Annotated in this window: 21 protein-coding genes; 18 read left to right on the plus strand and 3 right to left on the minus strand. The window is 61.9% G+C overall.

Going from position 1 to position 21,196, the window contains the following annotated elements; genetic code table 11:
• Nucleotides 1-168 precede the first annotated feature (168 nt).
• Together BV034_RS35820 and BV034_RS35825 are read left to right on the plus strand one after the other, a co-directional pair.
• Entirely contained in the window at nt 169-303 is a 135-nt protein-coding gene (locus tag BV034_RS35820; protein WP_265592724.1) for a hypothetical protein, read from the plus strand.
• Complete coding sequence (locus tag BV034_RS35825; protein ID WP_265592725.1) at nt 291-446, plus strand: hypothetical protein; 156 nt, start codon at nt 291-293, stop codon at nt 444-446. The genes BV034_RS35820 and BV034_RS35825 overlap by 13 nt, the downstream gene beginning before the upstream one ends.
• 121 nt (nt 447-567) lie before the next feature.
• Here the strand turns inward: BV034_RS35825 and BV034_RS06940 are convergent, their stop codons facing one another.
• Nucleotides 568-1,293, minus strand: coding sequence for a transposase (locus BV034_RS06940; RefSeq protein ID WP_081887625.1), 726 nt, complete (start codon nt 1,291-1,293; stop codon nt 568-570).
• 556 nt (nt 1,294-1,849) lie between these two features.
• On the opposite strand from BV034_RS06940, the gene BV034_RS06945 reads away from it, so the two are divergent.
• The 3 genes from BV034_RS06945 to BV034_RS06950 all read left to right on the plus strand — a co-directional run bounded on the left by BV034_RS06945 (nt 1,850) and on the right by BV034_RS06950 (nt 3,932).
• Nucleotides 1,850-2,125: a GIY-YIG nuclease family protein gene (locus tag BV034_RS06945; RefSeq protein WP_050025475.1), complete on the plus strand. Its 276-nt coding sequence runs from the start codon at nt 1,850-1,852 to the stop codon at nt 2,123-2,125.
• A 103-nt stretch (nt 2,126-2,228) separates the two neighbouring features.
• Nucleotides 2,229-2,393 carry a GIY-YIG nuclease family protein gene (locus BV034_RS34560; protein WP_265592726.1) on the plus strand — a complete coding sequence of 55 codons (165 nt, stop codon included), beginning with the start codon at nt 2,229-2,231 and terminating at the stop codon, nt 2,391-2,393.
• A gap of 309 nt (nt 2,394-2,702) precedes the next feature.
• Nucleotides 2,703-3,932 (plus strand): LLM class flavin-dependent oxidoreductase, encoded by a 1,230-nt coding sequence (locus BV034_RS06950; RefSeq protein ID WP_050025477.1) that lies wholly within the window; start codon nt 2,703-2,705, stop codon nt 3,930-3,932.
• Nucleotides 3,933-4,031: 99 nt separating this feature from the next.
• On the opposite strand, the gene BV034_RS06955 is transcribed toward BV034_RS06950, so the two are convergent.
• A complete protein-coding gene (locus BV034_RS06955) occupies nt 4,032-4,931 on the minus strand; it encodes a hypothetical protein (protein ID WP_265592727.1) in 900 nt (299 codons plus the stop codon).
• Nucleotides 4,932-5,434: 503 nt separating this feature from the next.
• Here BV034_RS06955 and BV034_RS06960 point away from each other — a divergent pair.
• From BV034_RS06960 to BV034_RS07020, 13 genes are all read left to right on the plus strand, one after another.
• The gene (locus BV034_RS06960; RefSeq protein ID WP_050025480.1) at nt 5,435-6,694 is read left to right on the plus strand and encodes an SfnB family sulfur acquisition oxidoreductase; all 1,260 of its coding nucleotides are present in this window, start codon (nt 5,435-5,437) and stop codon (nt 6,692-6,694) included.
• 13 nt (nt 6,695-6,707) lie between these two features.
• On the plus strand, nt 6,708-7,634 hold the full coding sequence (locus tag BV034_RS06965; RefSeq protein WP_081887627.1) for an ABC transporter ATP-binding protein: 927 nt from the start codon (nt 6,708-6,710) through the stop codon (nt 7,632-7,634).
• A gap of 21 nt (nt 7,635-7,655) precedes the next feature.
• Nucleotides 7,656-8,552 carry a branched-chain amino acid ABC transporter permease gene (locus BV034_RS06970; protein WP_050025482.1) on the plus strand — a complete coding sequence of 299 codons (897 nt, stop codon included), beginning with the start codon at nt 7,656-7,658 and terminating at the stop codon, nt 8,550-8,552.
• Nucleotides 8,553-8,596: 44 nt separating this feature from the next.
• Nucleotides 8,597-9,634 (plus strand): branched-chain amino acid ABC transporter permease, encoded by a 1,038-nt coding sequence (locus tag BV034_RS06975; protein WP_050025484.1) that lies wholly within the window; start codon nt 8,597-8,599, stop codon nt 9,632-9,634.
• 480 nt (nt 9,635-10,114) lie between these two features.
• Nucleotides 10,115-10,855 (plus strand): hypothetical protein, encoded by a 741-nt coding sequence (locus tag BV034_RS06980; protein ID WP_265592728.1) that lies wholly within the window; start codon nt 10,115-10,117, stop codon nt 10,853-10,855.
• Nucleotides 10,856-11,185: 330 nt separating this feature from the next.
• Entirely contained in the window at nt 11,186-12,550 is a 1,365-nt protein-coding gene (locus BV034_RS06985; RefSeq protein WP_050025487.1) for an ABC transporter substrate-binding protein, read from the plus strand.
• Between the two features lie 96 nt (nt 12,551-12,646).
• On the plus strand, nt 12,647-13,411 hold the full coding sequence (locus BV034_RS06990; protein ID WP_050025489.1) for an ABC transporter ATP-binding protein: 765 nt from the start codon (nt 12,647-12,649) through the stop codon (nt 13,409-13,411).
• A gap of 298 nt (nt 13,412-13,709) precedes the next feature.
• Nucleotides 13,710-14,831, plus strand: a complete 1,122-nt coding sequence (sfnG, locus tag BV034_RS06995; RefSeq protein WP_050025551.1) for a dimethylsulfone monooxygenase SfnG — start codon at nt 13,710-13,712, stop codon at nt 14,829-14,831.
• 138 nt (nt 14,832-14,969) lie between these two features.
• Nucleotides 14,970-15,509 (plus strand): NADPH-dependent FMN reductase, encoded by a 540-nt coding sequence (ssuE, locus tag BV034_RS07000; RefSeq protein WP_050025491.1) that lies wholly within the window; start codon nt 14,970-14,972, stop codon nt 15,507-15,509.
• Between the two features lie 133 nt (nt 15,510-15,642).
• On the plus strand, nt 15,643-16,851 hold the full coding sequence (locus BV034_RS07005) for an acyl-CoA dehydrogenase family protein (protein ID WP_050025493.1): 1,209 nt from the start codon (nt 15,643-15,645) through the stop codon (nt 16,849-16,851).
• Nucleotides 16,848-18,080: a bifunctional 3,4-dihydroxy-2-butanone-4-phosphate synthase/GTP cyclohydrolase II gene (locus tag BV034_RS07010; protein WP_050025494.1), complete on the plus strand. Its 1,233-nt coding sequence runs from the start codon at nt 16,848-16,850 to the stop codon at nt 18,078-18,080. The genes BV034_RS07005 and BV034_RS07010 overlap by 4 nt, the downstream gene beginning before the upstream one ends.
• 62 nt (nt 18,081-18,142) lie before the next feature.
• Nucleotides 18,143-19,243, plus strand: a complete 1,101-nt coding sequence (locus tag BV034_RS07015; RefSeq protein ID WP_050025497.1) for a sigma-54 dependent transcriptional regulator — start codon at nt 18,143-18,145, stop codon at nt 19,241-19,243.
• A gap of 173 nt (nt 19,244-19,416) precedes the next feature.
• A complete protein-coding gene (locus tag BV034_RS07020) occupies nt 19,417-19,602 on the plus strand; it encodes a hypothetical protein (protein WP_050025498.1) in 186 nt (61 codons plus the stop codon).
• A gap of 73 nt (nt 19,603-19,675) precedes the next feature.
• Here the strand turns inward: BV034_RS07020 and BV034_RS07025 are convergent, their stop codons facing one another.
• Nucleotides 19,676-21,058 carry a sigma-54 dependent transcriptional regulator gene (locus BV034_RS07025; RefSeq protein WP_050025501.1) on the minus strand — a complete coding sequence of 461 codons (1,383 nt, stop codon included), beginning with the start codon at nt 21,056-21,058 and terminating at the stop codon, nt 19,676-19,678.
• Nucleotides 21,059-21,196 lie beyond the last annotated feature (138 nt).

A 21,196-nucleotide genomic window follows, 5' to 3' on the forward strand; every position in this document is an offset into this window, starting at 1 on the left:
GAAGATGGGGCGAGACCCCTCTATGGGAAAGTGCGGAGACCGTTGTTGGGAGCCGCGTAGGCGTCATGCCGGCACCCTTGGCAGGTGAACTGCTGCGCAACTTCGTTCGGTCATATTGAGTTTCACCGACCGTCTCAAGATCTTCCTAGCCAGACATACGCAGAGGTTTTGGCTATCCCTCAGGGGGTGGTTTATGACCTGTTCAAAGAAGATGTACGCAACGGGGCGCACTATGTCTATGCCAACAAGCGGCGCACCTGGCTCAAGATCCTCTACTGCGAAGGACCGGGATGTGGTTTCTAAGCAAGCGGCTGGATGCAGACTTTTCCACGCCCATGGCTGCTGAGGCGGGGCAACCCAAGATGTCTCTCATCCCCGAGGTGTTCGCCTTGCTCACTGGCGGTACGGACCCGCATCGCAGTTCGATGCGTACCTGGACTACGTAAAGCGGATCAGGTTGTTTAGTGCGGACTGTGTCGATCGCGCTGAATGCGGGTCACTACTAGGGCGTGTTTAAAAAGGTGAAGGTTTCAGAGTTTCCCTCGTAAGCGTCACCAACGGTGACGCTTACGGTGCGAACCTAGGAGATCTATTGCTGTAAGCGTCACCCGGAGTTCCGTCCCATGTTGATTGACGGACATCAGGCGGCCTGAGGCAGGACCCTCCAAGGAAGCCTGTCGGCCACAGCCGCAGGCGCCACATCCTTGATCTGGCGATTGTCATGGTTGGCATCCGGATCAGCAGGTCGCGAAGGTACTCAAACGGATTGAGCCCCCACCGGCGGCAATTCTCGATGATCGTCAGGCTCACCGCCGTGTGATGCCCGGCCTCGGCCTCACCAATGAACAGCCAGTTCTTGCGCCCCAACGCCGCAGGCCGCATCGCGTTCTCGATGCGGTTGTTGTCGATCTGCAGCCGGCCGTCCTCCACATGCACCACCAGGCGCCCCCACTGGTTGAGCGCATAAGTCAATGCCTGTCCCATCGCGCTCTTGGGTGTGAAGCGTTCCTTGCGACTCATGGATTCAATCATCCTGTGAACGCGCTGCAAGATCGGCACAGCCTCCTGCTGGAGCACCACCTCACACATTCGCGGTCCGGCCCGCTGTTCGCGCAGTCTGGCTTCCACGGCGTACAGATGACGGATCTGCAGCAGGATCAGTCCCGCATATTGCGGCGCGTCTCGCGCAGCCCTGAAAGCACTAGCTACTGCTGGTGGTGGGGAGCAGACTTTTTGGGAACTCAAACATGAACTGTGGCGCAGGCGCGGCTGGTCCGCCGTCTGTTGGATCATCTCGTCCTACCCAGGCTCGGCACAAGTCCTCTTCCACCGCATAGAGCTCATGGATCTGCACCAGCACCGGGGCGGCGTCCCAGCGGCAGGTGCTGCCTCAACGAACTTGTGCGATGGGTTTGCGCCCAGCAACCCGTTCAAGGGTTTTACAGCAGGCAATCCCCAGCACCTCGTGAACGGCTTCGCCTGGGGGCTGGATGCCAGTCCGATCTCACCCGCCCCTCTCGCTCTTGGTAAAGGACCCGCCACAGTCGGTAGGTGATTAGATGATGATAGTTCTGCGCAGAACTGGGAGAAGTCTGGGCTGGGAGTAAACTTTTGTGGGAAAGGCTTCTTGCGTGTGCCTTTTTTAGAAGGCAAGGTGTGCCTTAGAACGGCGCATGCGGCACAAGTGGCTCATGTGGCGGATTGCTGAGTCCTAGGAGAATGCGAAACTCGTTGGACCTGAGGGAATGAGGGAAAGTCTCATAACCTGAAGGTCACAGGTTCAAATCCTGTCCCCGCAACCAATTTCAAGGAGGCCTTACAGTGAAAGCTGTAAGGCCTTTTTGTTGGAATGGAATATCGCGTGTACATCGTCCGCAACAGCGAAGGCCGGTTGTATATCGGATTGAGCGAAGACGTCATCGTGCGTCTGGCTGATCACAATAGTGGCGTGTCCAAATGGACCAAGCATCGCGGACCGTGGGAGTTGATCTGGCAAAGCGCGCCGCAAGACATCACGTCCGCACGGAAGTTCGAGAATCTGCTGAAACGGCAGAAGGGTGGCGGCGGACTGTATCGGTTGACCGGGCTGCCACAACCGGGGCAAGGCGACTCGTCAGGCACATAATCCCGCATGCGGGATCACAGGTTCAAATCCTGTCCCCGCAACCAATTTCAAGGAGGCCTTACAGTGAAAGCTGTAAGGCCTTTTTGTTGGAGTGGAATATCGCGTGTACATCGTCCGCAACAGCGAAGGCCGGTTGTATATCGGATTGAGCGAAGACGTCATCGTGCGTCTGGCTGATCACAATAGTGGCGTGTCCAAATGGACGAGCTGGGCAAGGGGGCGGGCTTTCTTTATCGCTACAGTCAGCGGACCGAATGCGATGGCCTGAGTCGCGTCCTTCAACTGCTGACCTCATTGAGCATTTGCTGATTCATTGCTGCCAGGGAAGCATCTCCCCATCCTTTTCGGTGAGGAGCTCTTTCCGAGCTGAGGGGAGTGAAAATATTGTTACCGGTTGATCTTGAGGGGCTTTAGTCGTGGACCGGTAGGGCGCTCTGTGGAGGTGGCACGTTCATTGCGATGTCGTTAGGGCGCGCGAAGCTCCTGCGCTGTTGCTGGAGCAGCAGCATGGGTGAGGTCGTGTCTTGCCGTCGCGAGGCACCCGGTATGAGAAAGTATTTCCTTGATCCCCCCTTTTATGAGCAAACCCCGACTGCAGTTTCACTGGTTCCTGCCCACGTATGGTGACAGCCGCTACATTGTGGGAGGTGGTCATGGCCTCCCTGCTGGCGCGGCCGCAGGCTCACGCCCGGCCACCATCGACTACCTGACCCAGATCGCCCGCAGTGCGGAGCAGTTGGGCTATGTGGGGGCGCTGACGCCCACCGGTGCATGGTGCGAAGACGCGTGGATCGTGGATGCGATGCTGGCGGAGGCGACGGAGACTTTCAAGTTCCTCATCGCCATCCGGCCAGGTCTAATCTCGCCCACGCTGGCGGCGCAGATGGCGGCCTCCTTCCAGCGCTACTCGCAGGGGCGGCTGTTGCTGAATGTAGTGGTGGGAGGCGAACCTCATGAGCAGCGGTCCTATGGCGACCACTCGGCCAAAGAGGAGCGCTATGAGCGGGCGGATGAGTTTCTGCACATCCTGCGCGAGCTGTGGACGCGGACCAATGTTACCTTTCATGGGCAGTACTACCAGATCGAAAACGCCACGCTGCCCTCGCGGCCGGACCCGCTTCCGCCGCTGTACATCGGCGGATCATCTTCAGGGGCAGGACCGGTGACGGCCAAGCACATCGACGTCTATCTCACTTGGGGCGAGCCGACTCCCGCGGTGGTGGAGAAGATCACCCGTATCCGACGGCTCGCGGCCCAGGAGGGGCGGCAGGTGCGCTTTGGCATCCGCCTCCACGTCATCACGCGGGATACCGCAGAGGCGGCGTGGGCAGAGGCGAACCGGCTGCTCTCCGCACTGGATCCGGAGACGATCCGCTCCGTGCAGGCCGGGCTCGCCAAGAGCGAGGGGGAGGGGCAGAAGCGGATGCTGGCTCTGCATCAGGGGTCCACCCTCAACCTGGAGATCGAGCCCAATCTCTGGGCAGGCTTCGGCCTCGTGCGCGGCGGGGCGGGCACGGCGCTCGTGGGCAGCCATGCGGAGGTGGCGGAGAAGATCAAGGCCTATGCCGAACTCGGGATCGAGGAATTTATCCTCTCCGGGGTGCCTCATCTGGAGGAGGCCTACTGGTTTGCCGAAGGGGTGCTCCCGCGGCTGAAGGCCGCCGGGCTGTGGCGGCATCCGCAACAACCGGAAGTGGAGGGCGGGGACGGGCTGGAGGCGGAAACGGAGGCGCTGGTGGACATCCCCTTCTCACCAGCCGCTAGCCGGCGGGCTTCCGTCGTTTCCAGTTTGCGGCAGACGGCCTGACGCAATGTGCAAAAAAGGCGGGGCGGCATTGCTGCCACCCCGCCCTACCAACACAACGCATGAAAAATGGTGAGACGTCCTGCTTGATCGGGTGCGGTTCTAGAAGCTCACGCCGACGTTGAACGTGAAGAGGTGCTCGTCGGAGTTCCCGGTGATGGGCGAGAGCGTGTCACCCAGATTGTAGTAGAGGTAGCCAAAGCTCACCGCCCACTTGCCCGCGTGGGCCGGGATGCTGTTGAGGGACAGGGTCACCTGCGGCCCGACGGCAAAGTACCCGTACGTTTCACCGGCGTAGAAGTCGTTGCCCAGACCGGCCTTGGCCAGCACGGCCACATTCACGGGCAGCTTGGAGTCAGCGCCGAAGGTGTAGTTCGGCCGGATGCCTGGCTCGAAGTACCAGGTCTCCTTGACCAGGCCGGTGGCGGCGTCCCCGCCCAGGTCGTACAGCGCGATGACATAGGGCTTGAAGGAGAAGTTCTTCCCAAAGATGCCGCTGTCATTGAAGGCAAGGGTGCCGTTGATCCACGAACCGTCGCCATAACCATCGGCCGGGCTGGTCCAGTTGTTCCAGAAGGTGGTGAAGGTCCAGCGCTCGGCGAAGTTGAAGGTGAGGCCGATGCCGTAGTCGAACTCGGTGAAATAACTCCCGCGGTTGCCGGGGCCGGACACGTCGCCGTTCGTGCTCACGTCCGCCCAGAGACCGACGAAGAACTTGGCGGACTTCACAAAGCCGTCTCCCTCATGCAGACGGGTGTACCAGTTCAGGTACGGCTGGAAGCTCACATCATCATCCTGCACGATGATGCCGCGGGTGTTGTACTGGTTGGCCACGGTCACCCCGAGATCCACGGAGAAGATCGATGAGGGAGGTGGCGGCGTGACCAGCGGTTCCACGGCCTTCCCTGAGGGCTCACCCGCAGAGGCGGTGTGGAAAGATGAAACAACCAGCAGTCCAAGGATGCCGGCGCGGAGGGAGATGTTGTGTGTTTTCGGTTTCATAAGATGCATGATTTGGCGCGGCATCGAATAGCACTGGCTGTGCCATGAGATTTAAGGTGCTGGGTGTGAACATGTTGCGGTGATGTTGAGGGCCGGTCTGCCTGCCGCGAACGCAGCAGCGGTGTTCATGTCATGCTGGAGGATCAGCAAAATGGCCGCCCGTGCTTCCGGTTGTAAGGTTGCTACCTGAAACCCTGCGGCCTGTCTTCCTGATCCGGGGACGAGTTGGCTCAATGAACCGTGTGGGATGTCCCTTCCCTGGTGAAACTGCTTCCGCGTTGCTGCGCTGGCAGCAGCCGGGCACCGGGGCCATTGCCACGCATTGGAGAGATGCCGGTTATTTTGGGGTGTTGCGCGATTTTACAATAGGCTCAGTGTCAGGAGGTTGATAGGCACGCGCGATGGTGGCTTGTCTCCCGCACGGAGACGCTGGCACGGTCAGTGCAAAGAAGGCAGGGCGTTGCTGAGGCAGCATCTGAACCTGCATCCCCCCTTCCTCTATCATGAGCACAACACAGAACCGCCACGTACCGGGCCCGCGTCTCGGTGTCTCCGGAGTCCCGCGTCCCACCACGCCCGCACACATCATCAAGGATGACGCCGAGGCCATTGCGGTCGCGGAGAACCTTGCGGCTGAGTTTGTCAAAGAAGCCTCCCTGCGTGACCGGGAGCGCAAGTGGCCTGTGGAGGAGCTGGATGCCTATTCGCAGAGCGGACTGTGGTCCATCAATGTGCCGCGGAAGTTTGGCGGGCCGGAGGTTTCCTACGTCACGCTGGTCAAAGTGATCGAGATCATCTCGGCGGCGGACCCTTCCATTGGGCAGATCACGCAGAATCACCTGGGCGTGGTCGCCGCCATCCGCACGGTGTCTGATGAAGCGCAGCAGCGTCTGCTCTTTGCGGAAGTGCTGGCAGGCGTGCGTTTCGGCAATGCGTTCTCGGAGTTCGGCTCCAAGCGCGCGGTGGACTTTGAAACGCGCTTCACCGATCCGGGGCCGGACTTAGACCACGTCATTGTGAATGGGCAGAAGTTCTACTCCAGTGGGGCGCTGCTGGCGCATCTGGTGCCCATTGTCGCGCTGGATGTGGAGGGACGCGCCTGGTATGCCATAGCGGACCGCAACGCCCCCGGGCTCACCGTGATTGATGACTGGTCGAGCTTTGGCCAGCGCACCACGCTGAGCGGCACGGTGATCCTGGACGACGTGAAGGTGCCCAAGGCCTATCTCGTGCCGGGGTACAAGGGGTATGACCACCACACGGCCGACGGGGCGATCTTCCAGATCATCCAGGTCGCGGTGGACACGGGGATCGCGCAGGCGGCCATCGACGACACCGTGGCCTTTGTCCGCTCCAATGCGCGGGCGTGGGTGGACAGCGGGCTGGAGCGCGCTTCGCAGGATCCCTACACGATCCAGGCCATCGGTGACCTCACGTTGCGGCTGCATGCGGCGCAGGCCCTGCTGGAAAAGGCTGCGCTCGCGGTGGACAAGGCGGTGGCGGAGGCCACGGAGGAGAACGTGGTGAAGGCCCAGATCGCCGTGGCGGAAGCCAAGGTGCTCAGCACAGAGATCGCCATTGCCGCGACCAACAAACTCTTCGAGCTGGGCGGGACCCGCTCCACGCTGGAGGTGCACAACTTTGACCGTCACTGGCGGAACGCGCGCGCTCATACGTTGCATGATCCGGTGCGGTGGAAGTACGCGATTCTTGGAAATTACTTCCTCAATGGCGTGAACCCGCCGCTCCACGCCTGGAGCTGAGCCCCTCCGTGACATGAGCACCGAATCCCTGGCCGCCCCCGTGGCGGCCCCTCATAAACCAGCGCGCGCGGCCCTTCCCCTTCGCAAAGAGCCGGGTGCCGGTCCTGCTGCCCTCAGGCTCGAGGACATCACGCTGTCTTTCGGCGGCGTGGTGGCTGTGTCCAATATCGACATGAGCGTGGAGCCGGGTGAGATCCGGGCCATCATCGGTCCCAACGGCGCCGGCAAGAGCTCCCTCATCAATGTCATCAGCGGCGTGTACCGGCCAGACCGGGGGCGGGTCTGGATTGGCGGGCGCTCTTACGCCCAGGTGCCGACACAAAAGCTGGCGAGGCTGGGCGTGGCGCGGACGTTTCAGAACCTGGCCCTCTTCCGGGGCCTCTCGGTGTTTGACAACATCGTCACCGCCCGGGTGTTCGCGCGGCGTGCGAATTTCATCGAGCAGATGATCGGCCTGGGAAGGGCGCGGCGGGAGCGGTTGGATGCCCGGGAGCGGACGGAGCGCATCATGAGTTTCCTCGATCTCACCGGCATCCGCCACACGCTGGTGGGCACGCTGCCCTATGGTCTGCAGAAGCGCGTGGAGCTGGCCCGGGCGCTGGTGGCTTCCCCCCAGATCCTGCTGCTGGACGAACCCATGGCGGGCATGACCCTGCCGGACAAGCGCGACATGTCCCGCTTTGTGCGCGCGGCGCGGGATGAGTTTGGCATGACGGTCATTCTCATTGAGCACGACATCGGGGTGGTGATGGGACTGTCCGACCGCGTGACCGTGCTGGAGCACGGCCGCAAGATCGCCGATGGCACACCTGCCGAGGTGAAGGCGGACCAGGCCGTCATCGATGCCTATCTGGGTGTCGTCCATGAGGGCGATGAGGAGGAACCGGCGGCGTCCTCCGGGAGCGGCAGGAGAGTTTCATCGAACGGCGGCTTGCGTTGACCCGCCCACATCATTTGCTTTATGGATCATACGGAACTGCTCTTTTTCACAGAGGTGCTCGTCGGCGGCCTGCTCTCCGGGGTCATGTACTCGCTCGTCGCCATCGGCTTTGTGCTCATCTACAAGACCTCTGGCGTGCTGAACTTTGCCCAGGGCTCGATGGTGCTCTTCTCCGCGCTCACGTTTGTCAGTCTGGTGGAGCGGGCCGTTCCCTTCTGGGTGGCCTTGCTGGCCACCTTTGCGTTGATGGTGCTGCTGGGCTTGAGTATTGAGCGGCTCGTGCTGCGGCCGCTGGTGAACAAGCCGCCCATCATCCTGTTCATGGCCACGCTGGGGCTGTCTTACATGATCGAAGGCGCGGCGCAGCTTGCCTGGGGCACGCAGGTGCATGCGCTGGAGCTGGGCATCGAAGATCTGCCGTTGGAGATTGCCGGGGTTTTCATCAGCAAGTTTGACCTCTTTGCCGCAGCCATCGCGGCTGCGATGGTCACCGGGCTCACGCTCTTCTTCCAGTACACCCGCGTGGGCCTGGCCTTCCGGGCGGTGGCGGATGATACCTTTGCGGCCTATGCCGTAGGGCTGCGTTTGCCCCGGATCTGGGCCACGGTGTGGACCGCGGCGGGCTTTGTCGCCACGGTGGCGGGCCTGCTGTGGGGCGCGAGACTGGGCGTGCAGTTCTCCCTGTCCCTCATCGTGCTGAAGGCGCTGCCCGTGCTCGTGCTCGGCGGGTTTGATTCCATCCTGGGGGCCATCGTGGGCGGCCTGATCATCGGCGCGGCGGAGAAGCTGGCGGAGGTGTATCTCGGCCCGTATGTCGTCGGCGGGATCGAGAGCTGGTTCGCCTACGTCATCGCCCTGGGCTTCCTCCTCATCCGGCCCTCCGGCTTGTTCGGCCAGAAGCCGGTCGAGCGTGCCTGATTTGATCTGATCTGATCTGACCTGACTCCTGATCTTCCTCCGCCATGTCCTCCTCTGTTCTTTCCTCGGTCCCTGCCGCCGCACGGTTGTCCCTCCCTGTCTGGGTGGGGCCGCTCATCACCCTCGGCATCGCCTTCGGCGTGATCCCCTTTGTCGGCACCAGCTATCTTTTCGATGCCATTCTGACCCCCTTCCTGGCGCTGTCCCTGGCGGCGCTGGGGCTGAACCTGCTCACCGGTTACGCCGGGCAGCTCTCGCTCGGCACGGCAGCCTTCATGGCCGTGGGGGCCTTTGCGGCGTACAACTTCAACCTCCGGGTGGAAGGGCTGCCTTTTGTGATTTCCATCGGGCTCGCCGGGCTCTCTGCGGCGGTGGTGGGGATCTTCTTTGGCCTGCCCAGCCTGCGGCTGAAGGGCTTCTACCTGGCCGTATCCACGCTGGCGGCGCAGTTCTTTGTGCAATGGGCGCTGACCAAGTTTGACTGGTTCTCCAATCACAACCCCTCCGGCGTCATCGATGCACCGCCGCTGGTGCTCTTTGGCATCACGTTCGGTGGCGCGGTGGGACGCTATCTGTTCGCCCTGACCGTTGTCACGGCCGTCACGCTGCTCACCCTGCGCCTGCTGAACACGCAGACGGGGCATAACTTCATCGCAGTGCGGGATCATGAACTGGCTGCCCGGGTCATCGGCGTGCCCGTGCTGCGGACCAAGCTGCTGGCCTTTGCCATCTCCTCCTTCATCGTCGGCGTGGCCGGAGTGCTCTGGGCCTTTGCCTATCTGCGCACCGTGGAGCCGCATGGTTTCAACCTCGACCGTTCCTTTCAGATCCTTTTCATCGTCATCATTGGCGGCCTTGCGTCCATCCGCGGCGCGTTCTTCGGCGCAGCGTTGATTGTGGTGTTCCCCCTGGTGCTCTCGCGTGTCGGCAGCTTCCTGCTCGGGAGTTATTTTGACTCCGGCGTGTTGGACATGAGCCAGCGTATCGTCCTGGGCGTCCTCATCATCGCCTTCCTCATTCTGGAACCGAGGGGGCTGGTGGCGTTGTGGGATCGGGTGGTGCGGGGAGGTAAGGCGCGGTAGGTGGTTTGTGGGTCAGTAGCTTCGGAGCTCAGTGGGCAGTGCGTCAGTGCGTCAGAATGAGGTGGTTTGGGTGTGCTGGGAGATGTGACGCTTCCTCGAACCGTCGGAGGCGTGTAAGGGGAATGTGCGACCGTCCCTGAGCCGCCTAAAGGCGGAACTCCAACCCTGACGCGACACCACTCATCGTCCCAAGTTGCTTCCCGCTGTTCACGGCCAAACTACCCACCCTCTGACGCACTGACGCACTGCCCACTGACGCACTGGGCTCCGAAGCGTTGTGCCACCAAAGACCCTTCGTCAAGACTGACCGCATTTCCCCAAACAAATTCCTATTGACCCAGTGGGGTATTCTGGTGGAATATTCGAGAACTGACCCTGCCAAGGGAAGAGGCACTCACCGCCTGGGGCTCACCGGAACACAAGAGGCCACTGGCACCGCCGGGCGGTTTGCCGCCCTCCAACCTCTCTGTCTGTATGCCCTTGTCCAAGCTTCGTAATCTGCTGCGCCGTCCTGCCGCCCACCGCGGAAGCATCGCTCTGTCGTCGGCGCTGGAGGAGGGTGACGAGATCGACCTGCCGGAGCCGGGGCCAGCCAGGGGGCCTCTGACGGAGCAGGAGGCGCGGGTGGTGGCGGAGTTCGCCGCGCACCTCCCCAGTCTGAGCAGAGGCCGTGTGCTGGATCTGGGCAGCCCGGACGGGCGCGTGGGGCTGCAGGTGCTGAAAGGGTGCGAGGAAAGTGCCGTCACCTATGTGCATCCCTGCTGGGACCGCGTGGCGGATGCCCTCATCTCTGTGGGCGAGGAGCTGCGCCGCCAGCCCGGCCAGCGTTCCCGCATGAGCTATCACGTGAGCCAGCTCACCGCGCTGGATGTTTCTTTTGTTTCGTATCATCGTTATCTGACCTGGGTGGGGGCGGGGGACTGCCTGGACCAGGTGGTGTCTGGCGGAGAGGCCACGTGGAGCAGCCGCACCCGGGCCTCACTGGAGGTGCTGTTGGAGTGGTATGCTGGTCTCACCTGGAACCATCCCCAAGTGCAGACCCGCCTGCTGCTGGGTGTGTCCGACAGCGATGCGGGCACCCTCGCTGCCCTGGCCAGCCTGCATGGGCTGGAGGTGAAGGCCTCACACGTGCACCCGGGTGCGGTGGCGGTGTTTGAACTGCATCACCGGTTCATGGAAAGCCTCCGCGGCACTGCGGAGATGAAGGCGATGGCTGCCTGAGGGCCGCCGTGTGCCGTCTCCACAAATGACAAGCCTGCTGGGGTTTTTACGTTCGAGTTCTAGGAAACAATTGAGCGGGCCGGTGGAGAACTACGGCTGCGGGAGCAGCGATGCTGAAGGATTGCTGCGTGAGAAGCACCTGGCATGGGGGATGAAAAGGACCGGGTGCCATCAATGAATGCCCCGGTGAATTTTTTCATGCCGGATATCCGACTCACTTTCTGGAGGTTGGGGGAAATGCATTGGGATGAGGCGTCGGCGTAAAGCACGGGTTGGCACGGTCAGTGATTAAGAGAGGCGTGCTTGATAAGAAGCAAACCAGATCGAACCATGAAGACCACAGCATTCCTCAAACCGCTGCGTCACGCAGCCCTCGGTGCCGCGCTGGCGGCCATTGTCGGTGCCTCCCCTGCAAAGGCGGATGAGCAGTTCTTCCCCCTCCAGAGTTACCGCGTGGGCCCCTATGCGGCTGGCGGCACCGGATTCTTTGGCGGGTTTATCGATTATCTCAACCTCGTCAACACCCGCGATGGCGGCGTGAATGGCGTGAAGCTCACGTGGGAGGAAGGGGAGACCCAGTATGAGGTGGAGAAGGGTGTGGAGGTGTATGAGCGGCTCAAGAGCCGCCCGAACATCGCTGCCTGGACGCCCCTCTCCGTGGGCATCGCTTATGCGCTGATTGATCGCGTCACGGAAGACAAGGTGCCGCTCACGACCATCAACCACGGCCGCACTGACTCCACCGACGGGCGCGTCTTCCCGTACATCTTCCCGCTGCTGCTCAATCCCTACAGCGAGACCTCCGGCATCGTGAACTACATTGCCACCCGCGAGGGCGGAACGGAGAAGCTCAAGGGCAAGAAGATCGTGGTGCTCTACCACGGCTCTCCCTATGGCAAGGAAACCATCCCCATCTATGAACTGCTGGCGGAGAAGTACGGGTTCACGGTGCAACAGATCGAGGTGCCGCACCCCGGCAATGAACAGCAGTCCCAGTGGCTCACCATCCGCCGGGTGAAGCCCGACTACGTGGTGCTGCGTGGCTGGGGCGTGCAGAACCCCGTGGCGCTGAAGACCGCCCAGAAGACCGGTTTCCCGGTGAACAAGATCATCGGCAACGTGTGGTCGAACTCCGAGGAGGACGTGATCCCCGCGGGCGATGCCGCCAAGGGCTATGTGGCCATCACCACCCAGGCCTCCGGTGCGGAGTACCCCGTGGTGCAGGAGATCGTGAAATCCCTCTATGACAGCGGCAAGGGCAACCTCCAGGACAAGAAGCGCATCGGCAGCGTGTACCATAACCTCGGCATCGTGAATGGCATCCTCAACGTGGAAGCCATCCGCATTGCCCAGGCCAAGTTTGGCAAGCGCACACTGACCGGTGATGAAGTGCGCTGGGGCTTCGAGCACCTGCAGCTCTCTCCGGAGCGTGTGAAGGAGCTGGGCGCAGAGAACCTCTTCCGTTCCATCCACGTCACGTGGGACAACCATGAAGGCAACGGTTATGTGAAGTTCCAGCAATGGGACGGGAAGAAGTGGACGCCGGTGTCCGACTGGATCGCGCCTGACTGGGCCCTGCTGCGGCCGATCATTGAGAAGTCCTCCGAGCAATATGCGAAGGAGAAGGGTCTCAAGGTCCGCACCAAGGAAGACGTGGACAAGGTCAACGGACCCACGGGTGTGGCCAAACAATAAGCAAACACCGGCCAGCCCATGAGTGAGGCAGCGTCATCATCACAGGGGACCGGTCCAGCACCGGCCCCTTCACCCGCCCCGGAAGTGCATCTCGTGATGGAGGATGTCGAGGCGGTGTACAACCACGCCATCGTCGCCCTGCACCATGTGAGCCTGACCGTGAGGAAGGGCGAGATCGTGGCGCTCATCGGGGCCAACGGCGCGGGCAAAAGCACCGCGCTCAAGGCCGTGTCCAATCTCCTGCCTGCACTCCGCGGGCAGGTGACCGCCGGGCGCATTCGCTATGAGGGGCGTGATGTCTCCCGCACCAGTCCGGCGGATCTCGTCCGCCAGGGCCTGGCGCAGGTGCTGGAGGGCCGTCATTGCTTCCGCAGTCTCACGGTGGAGGAGAACCTCCTCACCGGCGCTCTGGGGCATGGCTACCGGCGTCGCAAGCTGGCCAGTGCCCTGGACCGCATCTATGACATCTTTCCCCGTCTGGCGGAGAAGCGCCAGACGCTCGCGGGCCTGGCCTCGGGCGGGGAGCAGCAGATGACGGCCATCGGCCGGGCCCTGCTCTCCAAGCCCAGGCTGCTGGTGCTGGATGAGCCCTCCATGGGATTGGCTCCTCTAACCGTGCAGAGCATCTTCCGCATCCTGAAGCAGCTCAATCAGGAGGAGGGGCTCTCCATCCTGGTGGCGGAGCAGAACTCCACGGTGGCCCTCCAGTATGCTGATCATGTGACCGTGCTGGAGGCGGGCGTCACCGTGCTGGAGGGGCGCGCAGAGGAGATCCGGCGTCGTGATGACATCAAGTCCTTCTACCTGGGCGAGGCCCCCGCTGGCAGCCAGTCCCGGCCTGAAACCCTCGCGGGAACGTGAGGGGCCCGTTTTCCGCCACGTTGCTGCTCCAGCAGCACTTAGGCAGCAGTTTCTGTTGCGGTCGATTCACCACCAAAAAGCCTATAAATTATGCAATCTGCTCACTGTCAGCATGTTAACTGCCTTGGCATGACTCCTGCCATTGTTTCACTGGCAGCAGTTTCTGCGCGCCTCCAGTTCCTCCCATCCACCGTGGCCTCGCGGAGATGTGCCTGACAGCCCCTGTCTGGGGCCTGTGTTGAGCAGGGAATCGTGCCCCACCAGCCATTCCATCTTCACCAAAACAAACCACATCATCATGAGCCATCCCCACACCTCCAACAACGGAGACGACGGCCGCGCCCCCCTCAAGTTTGCGTACTGGGTACCGAACGTGAGCGGCGGACTCGTCATCAGCAACATCGAGCAGCGCACCAGCTGGGACATCGACTACAACCGCAAGCTCGCCCAGATCGCCGAGCAGAGCGGCTTTGACTACGCCCTGAGCCAGATCCGTTTCACGGCAGGTTATGGGGCGGAGTACCAGCATGAGCCTCTCGTCTTCAGTCACGCCCTGCTGGCTGCCACAGAGAAGCTGAAGCTCATCGTCGCGCTGCTGCCCGGCCCCTGGGAGCCAGCGGTGGCGGCCAAGCAGCTGGCCACGCTGGACCAGATCACCGGCGGGCGTGTGGCCATCAACGTGGTGAGCGGCTGGTTCCGCGGGGAGTTCGCCGCCATCGGCCAGCCCTGGCTGGACCACGATGAGCGCTACCGCCGCAGTGAGGAGTTCATCCGTGCGCTCAAGGGCATCTGGACGGAGGAGAGCTTCACCTTCAGGGGCGACTTCTACCGGTTTAACAATTATTCCCTGAAACCCAAGCCGCTCCAGCAACCGCATCCGGAGATCTTTCAGGGCGGCAGCTCCCGTGCGGCGCGGGACATGGCCTCCCGCGTGAGCGACTGGTACTTCACCAACGGCAACACACCTGAGGGACACAAGACCCAGATCGATGATCTGCGTGCCAAGGCCGCTGCCAATGGCCGGTCGGTAAAGATCGGGGTGAATGCGTTTGTTATCGCCCGCGACACCGAGGAGGAAGCCCGCGCGGTGCTGCAGGAGATCATCGACAAGGCCAACCCCGAGGCGGTGCACGGCTTCGAGCACGAGGTGCGCAATGCCGGCAAGGCCTCCCCTGAAGGCGAGGGGAACTGGGCCAAGTCCACCTTCGAGGACCTGGTGCAGTACAACGATGGCTTCAAGACCAACCTGATCGGAACTCCGCGCCAGATCGCGGAACGCATCGTGAACCTCAAGCGCATCGGCGTGGATCTCATCCTCACGGCCTTTCTCCACTTCCAGGAGGAGGTGGAGTATTTTGGCAAGCATGTCCTTCCCCTGGTGCGTGAGCTTGAGGCAGAACCTGCACCTCAGGCTGCCTAGTGCTGTGAGTGGACCGCTATCTTCGAGGCAGGCCGTGTTCCTCTACGCAGCCTGTCCCCAGGAGAGTCCCGGGTCATCATCAACACTTGGTTAGTCCAGAACCCGACATCCATCTCCACTCGTAAATGTACTCTTCCCATGTCCGACGTCTTGTTGATCTCTGGTAGCCCGGCTCAAAAATCCCGTTCCTCCCTCCTGCTGGCATTCGCTGCCAGCACGCTCGAAGCCTGGAATGTCTCCAACGAGACGGTGAGCATTCTCGACTTCTCCGCGGAGGATCTCATTCAGGCCCGTTATGAGAGTGAGTCCTTTGCCGCATTCAAGGCCAAGGTGGAGGCCGCCAGGGCGATCATCATCGCCACCCCCATCTACAAGGGCTCCTTCACGGGCGGTCTGAAGGCGTTGCTCGACATCCTGCCCCAGAACTCGCTGCGCGGCAAGACCATCGTCCCCATCGCCACGGCGGGCACCCAGGCCCATCTTCTGGCCATTGATTATTCCCTGAAACCCGTGCTCTCCGTGCTGGGGGCCACCGATCTGCGCCAGGGGGGGTTCGTCGTGGACACCCAGTTTCACTACACGGACACCGGCTTCCGGCTGGATGACCACCTGCAGGAGCGCTTCGACACCAGCCTGGGGCGTCTGGCCGTGACGCTGAAGGCTCAGGTGCAGGTTTGATCCTGCCGCGGCGCGAGTTCGCAAGAAGGGGCCTGCGTTCACCGCAGCAGCCTGCGGGGTGCGGCCCCTGCCTGCCGCACCTTATTTCATCAGACCCTCCTCTTTACAGCCCAACCACCCACATCTGTACAGTATGTTTGTCATTGAATCGCTCGCGGAGAAACCGCCATCCAGGCCCAATCGATCCCACCCGCTGGAAATCGCCGAACGGCTCGCTGGAGAGTTCGCGCAGACGGCTGTGGAGCGGGACAAGCGGGGCGGGACGGCCAAGGCCGAGCGGGACCAGCTGCGGGAAAGCGGGCTGCTCAATCTGTTGATCCCCACCAGTGAGGGGGGGCTGGGGGCGGAGTGGCCGGAGATCTTTCGCATCATCCGCCTCTTTGCCCGGGTGGACAGCTCCATTGCCCATCTCTTCGGCTTTCAGCACCTCATGCTGGCCACGGTGGAGCTTTTCGGCACGGAGGCGCAGCGCCGTCACTACTACACGCAGACGGTCGCCAACAACTGGTTCTGGGGCAATGCGCTCAATCCCCTGGATGTGCACACCACCGTCTCGTGGAAAGGGGACAAGCGTGTGGTCAATGGCCGCAAGGGCTTTGCCTCCGGATCGGCGGATGCGGATGCGCTCATCGTCTCCGCCGTGGAGCCGGGCAATCCCAGGCTGCTCATCGCCGCTGTGCCTCTGCCGCGTGAGGGAGTGGCCGTGCGGGGCGACTGGGACAATATGGGCCAGCGCCAGACGGACAGCGGCACGGTGGAGTTCGCCGATGCCGTGCTGGAGGACGAGGAAATATTGCGCAGCCCCGGACCGCTGGGCAGCACCCGCGCCACGCTGCGGCCCTGCATTGCCCAGCTCATCTTTTCCAACATCTTTCTGGGCATCGCCGAGGGGGCCTTCAATGAAGCGCGGACCTACACCTCCGCGCAGACGCGCTCGTGGATCACGTCCAATGTGGAGACCCCGCAGGAGGATCCCTACATCCTCCGGCACTATGGCGAGATCTATGCCCAGCTCCAGGCTGCCAAGCTGGTGACGGATCGTGCGGGCGACTCCTTCCAGCGGGCCTGGGAGATTGGCGATGCCATCACGGAGAACCATCGCGGCCGCGCCGCGCTGGATATTGCCACGGCCAAGGTCATCACCACGCAGTCGGGGCTGGATATTGTGAACCGCATGTTTGAGGTCATGGGTTCACGCTCCACCACCGGCTCGGCGCGGCTGGACCGCTACTGGCGGAACCTCCGCACCCAGACGCTGCATGATCCCGTGGACTACAAACTCCGGGAGCTGGGCGACTGGTCGCTGAACCGTCGCATCCCGAACCCGTCCTTTTACTCATGAGCATCAGCCCCAGTTGGTCCAGCCCGGTGGAGCACGCCCTCGCCGCGATCGCGCGCGGTGAGCTGGTGGTGGTGGCGGATGACGCCAGCCGTGAGAATGAGGGGGACATCATCCTGGCCGCAGAGAAGGCCACGGCGGAGAAGCTCGCCTTCATGGTGCGGCACACCAGCGGCGTCGTCTGCGTGGCCCTCTCACCCGAGCGGCTGCGGCAGCTGCACCTTCCGCTGATGGTTGAGGAAAATACGGAATCTCATCGAACCGCTTTCACCGTCACGGTGGACTGGAAGTACGGCACCACCACCGGCATCTCGGCGGCGGATCGCAGCCGTACCATCCGCGCCCTGGCGGATCCCTCTGCCACTGCGGATGGCTTTGCCCGCCCGGGGCACATCTTCCCCCTGCGCGCTCATCCTCGTGGTGTGCTCAGTCGTCCGGGGCATACTGAGGCGGCGGCGGATCTGGCTGAGCTGGCGGGCCTGCATCGCGCCGGGGTGCTGTGTGAGCTGGTGAATGACGATGGCTCGATGATGCGCGGCGCGCAGTTGACGGACTTTGCCCGGCAGCATGGCCTGCCCTTCCTCTCCATTGCCGATCTCATCGCCTGGCGTCGGCAGAATGAGGCGGTGGTGCGTCTCACCGCCTCGGCCCGTCTGCCCACCAAGCACGGCGTCTTCACCGCGCACACCTTTCTCTCTTTGCTGGATGGCGTCGAGCATGTGGCCCTGGTGAAAGGGGACGTCACCAGCAGGGAGGATGTGCTGGTGAGAGTGCACTCCGAGTGTCTCACCGGAGACATCCTCGGCTCATTGCGCTGCGATTGCGGCCAGCAGCTCGATCTTGCCCTGCAACGGATCGCTCAAGCGGGCGAGGGCGTGGTGGTCTATCTCCGGGGGCATGAGGGGCGCGGCATCGGTCTGACCCACAAGCTCAAGGCTTATGCCCTGCAGGACACGGGGCTGGATACCGTGGAGGCAAATCTCGACCTGGGCCTGCCTGTGGACTCACGCAGCTATGATGTGGGCGCGCAAATCCTCACGCACCTCGGCCTCACCTCCATCCATCTCATGAGCAATAACCCGGCGAAGTTCACCGAGCTCTCCGGCTACCGCATCAAGATCACCAAGCGCATCCCCTTGATCACCGCTCCAAATCATGAGAACCTGTCTTACTTGCACACCAAGCAGCAGAAACTCGGGCACAGCCTGAATCTGCCCGTCACAGCCGCCTGAATACCAACACCCAGGGCGCGATACACCAAGTCAGGAAAATCACCCTTAGACTTCCTTGTCGCATGCCAGCACCTTCCAAGTCCGTATTGACGCTGCCGAACGTTCGCGCTCAGGCAGCGGTCCATCGGGCGAGTTTAATCGTCTTTGAGGATCCCAAGTCCCTCGCGCTCATGCAGCGCATTGAGCTCATCGCCCCCAGCGATGCCAATGCGCTGATCGTGGGCGAGACCGGTACGGGCAAGGAGATCATCGCCCGACATCTGCATGATCTGAGTGCCCGCACCCGGGGTCCGTTTGTCGCCGTGAACTGCGGGGCGTTTTCTGAGACGCTTGTGGAGAGCGAGCTCTTCGGTCATGAGCGCGGCGCCTTCACCGGTGCCACCGTCGCCAAGCCCGGATGGTTCGAGACCGCCCATGGCGGCACGCTGTTCCTGGATGAGATCGGTGATCTCCCCCTGCCTCTGCAGGTGAAGTTGCTGCGCGTGCTGCAGGAGCGCCAGGTGGTGCGCATCGGCTCGCGGAAGCCGGTGGAGATCGATGTCCGCCTGGTGGCGGCGACGAACGTGCATCTGGAGGAGGCCGTGGCCGCAGGGCGCTTCCGGGAGGATCTGTACTACCGGCTCAAAGTGGCTGCGGTGGATCTGCCATCGCTGCGGGAACGTCCTGGCGACATCCTGCCACTGGCGCGCCATTTCCTCAGGATCTATGGGGAGAGGCTCGGGGTGCGCAATGCCACACTCAGCCCCGTGGCCGAGCAGCAGCTGGTCACCGGTCACTCGTGGCCCGGGAACATCCGCGAGCTGGAAAACGTCATTCATCACGCGCTGCTTGTCAGCAAGGGGCGCGTGATCCGGCCGGAGGATCTGAACCTCGCCAGCCTGCGCCCGCGCACCGTCAGCCCTTCCAACTCAAACCATCGGGAACTGGAGGCGGAGTCGCGCTTCCGTTCGGCCTTGCTCGCCCTGTTTGAAGAGGGCGGGGAGCAGCTCCACCTGCGGGTCGAGGACCTCGTGATCAACACTGCCTACGAGTATTGCCACCGGAATCAACTCCAGACCGCCCGCCTGCTCGGCATCAGCCGGAACATCGTGCGCGCCCGTCTGGTGCAGAGTGGTCAGCTGCTCGCCATCAGGCGGCATGCGGAGACAGTGGAGACTAATTGAGTGAATCGAGGGGAGGGGCACATTGGATCGATGAAACGCCTGTTGGCAATCCAGCCGTCACAACACGGATTCCGTTACCGTCTCTTTCAGACCTGCTGCCTGCGTAAAGGACTTACCTATTGCGACCCAAATCTGGCTTGCGATTTTACAGCGTGAGGCTGTACACGATCAAGATGAAGACCGGACCCGAGCAACGCCATCTTGCGCAAGGCCATGTCGAAGGCAGTGAATCTGTCGTATTGTGGCGGGCGGGTCATCCTGACTGTGTTTTCAAACGCAGCGAGTTTGTTTCCTTCCGCTATGAGGCCGCCTCAGGCAATCACATGGGCCGCAAGCACAAGCCACGCGAGGGCTCGTAGTGGAGCGTTTGGGCTGTTGAGTTGCCTTGCAGGATACGGCGAAATTTGCGACACCCCATCACGGCATAAACCGCTATGATCGGCCTTTGGGCTTTGGTCTATCGAGGCCGTAGCTCTTGATTTTGTACTGGAGGGTCCGACGACTGATCCCCAGAATGTCGGCGGCTTCCTGCCGATTTGAGGTGCACTTGAGGAGGGTTTGTCTGATCAGCTCGGATTCCACCTGGGAAATGGTCATGCCGGGTTGAATCGTAAATCCCAGCCGTTTTCTGTCTGACTGGACAACGTCATCGGGAATCTGCTCCTTTCCGATCACGTTCTGCGTCACTGTGACAGCAAGACGTTCTACCAGGTTGCGCAACTGCCGGACATTTCCCGGCCAGGGCAGGGTTTGAAACAGGGACACAACTTCCTGCGAAAACCTCTTCGGGCGGCGTTGGTGTTTGGCGCAGAAGTGCTTTGCGAAGGATGACATCAGGTCGGGGATGTCCTGCACCCTTTCTCTAAGGGGAGGGGGGCTGATGGTGACAATGTTCAACCGATAGTAGAGATCATCGCGAAACCGGCCTTTTTCACACTCTTCCTGCAGGCGTTTGTTGGTCGCCGCGATGATGCGGACGTCGGCCCGCTCCAGTTTTGTGCCCCCGATGGGACGGTACATGCCGTCCTCCAGCACTCTGAGGAGATCGCCCTGGCCTTTGGTGGAAAGATCTCCAATTTCATCCAGAAACAGCGTGCCACCATGGGCCAGGCGGAACCGTCCCTGTCTGTCGCCGACCGCTCCCGTAAAGGCCCCGCGGACATGGCCAAATAGCTCCGCTTCGATCAGACTGTCCGGAAGCGCCGCGCAGTTTACGGCGATGAACGGCCGGGTGCGTCTCCGGCTCTTCTCGTGAATGGCCCGTGCGATGATCTCTTTGCCTGTACCGCTCTCTCCTTCGATCAATACCGTGACATCAGTTGACGACACCTTTGCGATCAGGCGGCTCACGGCTTGCATGGCTTCGCTTCCTCCGGCAAAGATGTCGGGATCCGAACGGCGGCGCAGGCGGATCTTGAGTTGCTGGTCTTCGGCGATCAGCGATTGATGGTCCAGGGCGTTCTGGACCGACGCCAGCAGCCTGCCTTCATCTAGCGGTGCCGTCAGGTAGTCGAACGCACCATTTTTCATGGCGCTGACGGCGGATTCGACCGTGCTGCCTTCACCGGCAAGGATGAACTGGGTGTCGGGCGCGAGACTGCGAAGCTTTAGCATCAATGACTCAGGCGTGACCTGGCGGGCATTGAAGGACTTTACCACCACATTGAATAGTTCGGCAGAAGCCAGATGAAGTGCGGCGGTTTCGTCTGTGGCGAGCGCGACGCGGTAGCCTGCCTTGGTCAGGATCTGGTGAATGGATCTGGCTGAAGCTGGTCTGCGATCTAACACCAGAATGTGAATCTGCGACGGATCCATGCGGGGTCAGAGATGCCTGCACAAAGGGGCGACAGCAAGTGCAGTATTTGCACAATTTTCAGAAAGAGACTGTCCTGTCGGGATCTCAATGTGTGCGTAAAATACTCAAGATGAGTTGATTGTGGCTTGTTGAAGGGG

The sequence above is a fragment of the Verrucomicrobium sp. BvORR034 genome, assembly GCF_000739635.1.
Lineage (GTDB): Bacteria > Verrucomicrobiota > Verrucomicrobiia > Verrucomicrobiales > Verrucomicrobiaceae > Verrucomicrobium.

What these genes read in the sequence shown, in the direction of transcription:
- BV034_RS06990 (WP_050025489.1), top strand. Translation starts at nt 12,647, where the DNA reads ATGGAGGATGTCGAGGCGGTGTACAACCACGCCATCGTCGCCCTGCAC.
- BV034_RS07005 (WP_050025493.1), top strand. Translation starts at nt 15,643, where the DNA reads ATGTTTGTCATTGAATCGCTCGCGGAGAAACCGCCATCCAGGCCCAAT.
- BV034_RS06945 (WP_050025475.1), top strand. Translation starts at nt 1,850, where the DNA reads ATGGAATATCGCGTGTACATCGTCCGCAACAGCGAAGGCCGGTTGTAT.
- BV034_RS06940 (WP_081887625.1), bottom strand. Translation starts at nt 1,293, where the DNA reads ATGATCCAACAGACGGCGGACCAGCCGCGCCTGCGCCACAGTTCATGT.
- BV034_RS06985 (WP_050025487.1), top strand. Translation starts at nt 11,186, where the DNA reads ATGAAGACCACAGCATTCCTCAAACCGCTGCGTCACGCAGCCCTCGGT.
- BV034_RS07015 (WP_050025497.1), top strand. Translation starts at nt 18,143, where the DNA reads ATGCCAGCACCTTCCAAGTCCGTATTGACGCTGCCGAACGTTCGCGCT.
- BV034_RS06950 (WP_050025477.1), top strand. Translation starts at nt 2,703, where the DNA reads ATGAGCAAACCCCGACTGCAGTTTCACTGGTTCCTGCCCACGTATGGT.
- sfnG (WP_050025551.1), top strand. Translation starts at nt 13,710, where the DNA reads ATGAGCCATCCCCACACCTCCAACAACGGAGACGACGGCCGCGCCCCC.
- BV034_RS07010 (WP_050025494.1), top strand. Translation starts at nt 16,848, where the DNA reads ATGAGCATCAGCCCCAGTTGGTCCAGCCCGGTGGAGCACGCCCTCGCC.
- BV034_RS07025 (WP_050025501.1), bottom strand. Translation starts at nt 21,058, where the DNA reads ATGGATCCGTCGCAGATTCACATTCTGGTGTTAGATCGCAGACCAGCT.
- BV034_RS06955 (WP_265592727.1), bottom strand. Translation starts at nt 4,931, where the DNA reads ATGAAACCGAAAACACACAACATCTCCCTCCGCGCCGGCATCCTTGGA.
- BV034_RS07020 (WP_050025498.1), top strand. Translation starts at nt 19,417, where the DNA reads ATGAAGACCGGACCCGAGCAACGCCATCTTGCGCAAGGCCATGTCGAA.
- BV034_RS06965 (WP_081887627.1), top strand. Translation starts at nt 6,708, where the DNA reads ATGAGCACCGAATCCCTGGCCGCCCCCGTGGCGGCCCCTCATAAACCA.
- BV034_RS06975 (WP_050025484.1), top strand. Translation starts at nt 8,597, where the DNA reads ATGTCCTCCTCTGTTCTTTCCTCGGTCCCTGCCGCCGCACGGTTGTCC.
- BV034_RS35825 (WP_265592725.1), top strand. Translation starts at nt 291, where the DNA reads ATGTGGTTTCTAAGCAAGCGGCTGGATGCAGACTTTTCCACGCCCATG.
- BV034_RS06960 (WP_050025480.1), top strand. Translation starts at nt 5,435, where the DNA reads ATGAGCACAACACAGAACCGCCACGTACCGGGCCCGCGTCTCGGTGTC.
- ssuE (WP_050025491.1), top strand. Translation starts at nt 14,970, where the DNA reads ATGTCCGACGTCTTGTTGATCTCTGGTAGCCCGGCTCAAAAATCCCGT.
- BV034_RS06970 (WP_050025482.1), top strand. Translation starts at nt 7,656, where the DNA reads ATGGATCATACGGAACTGCTCTTTTTCACAGAGGTGCTCGTCGGCGGC.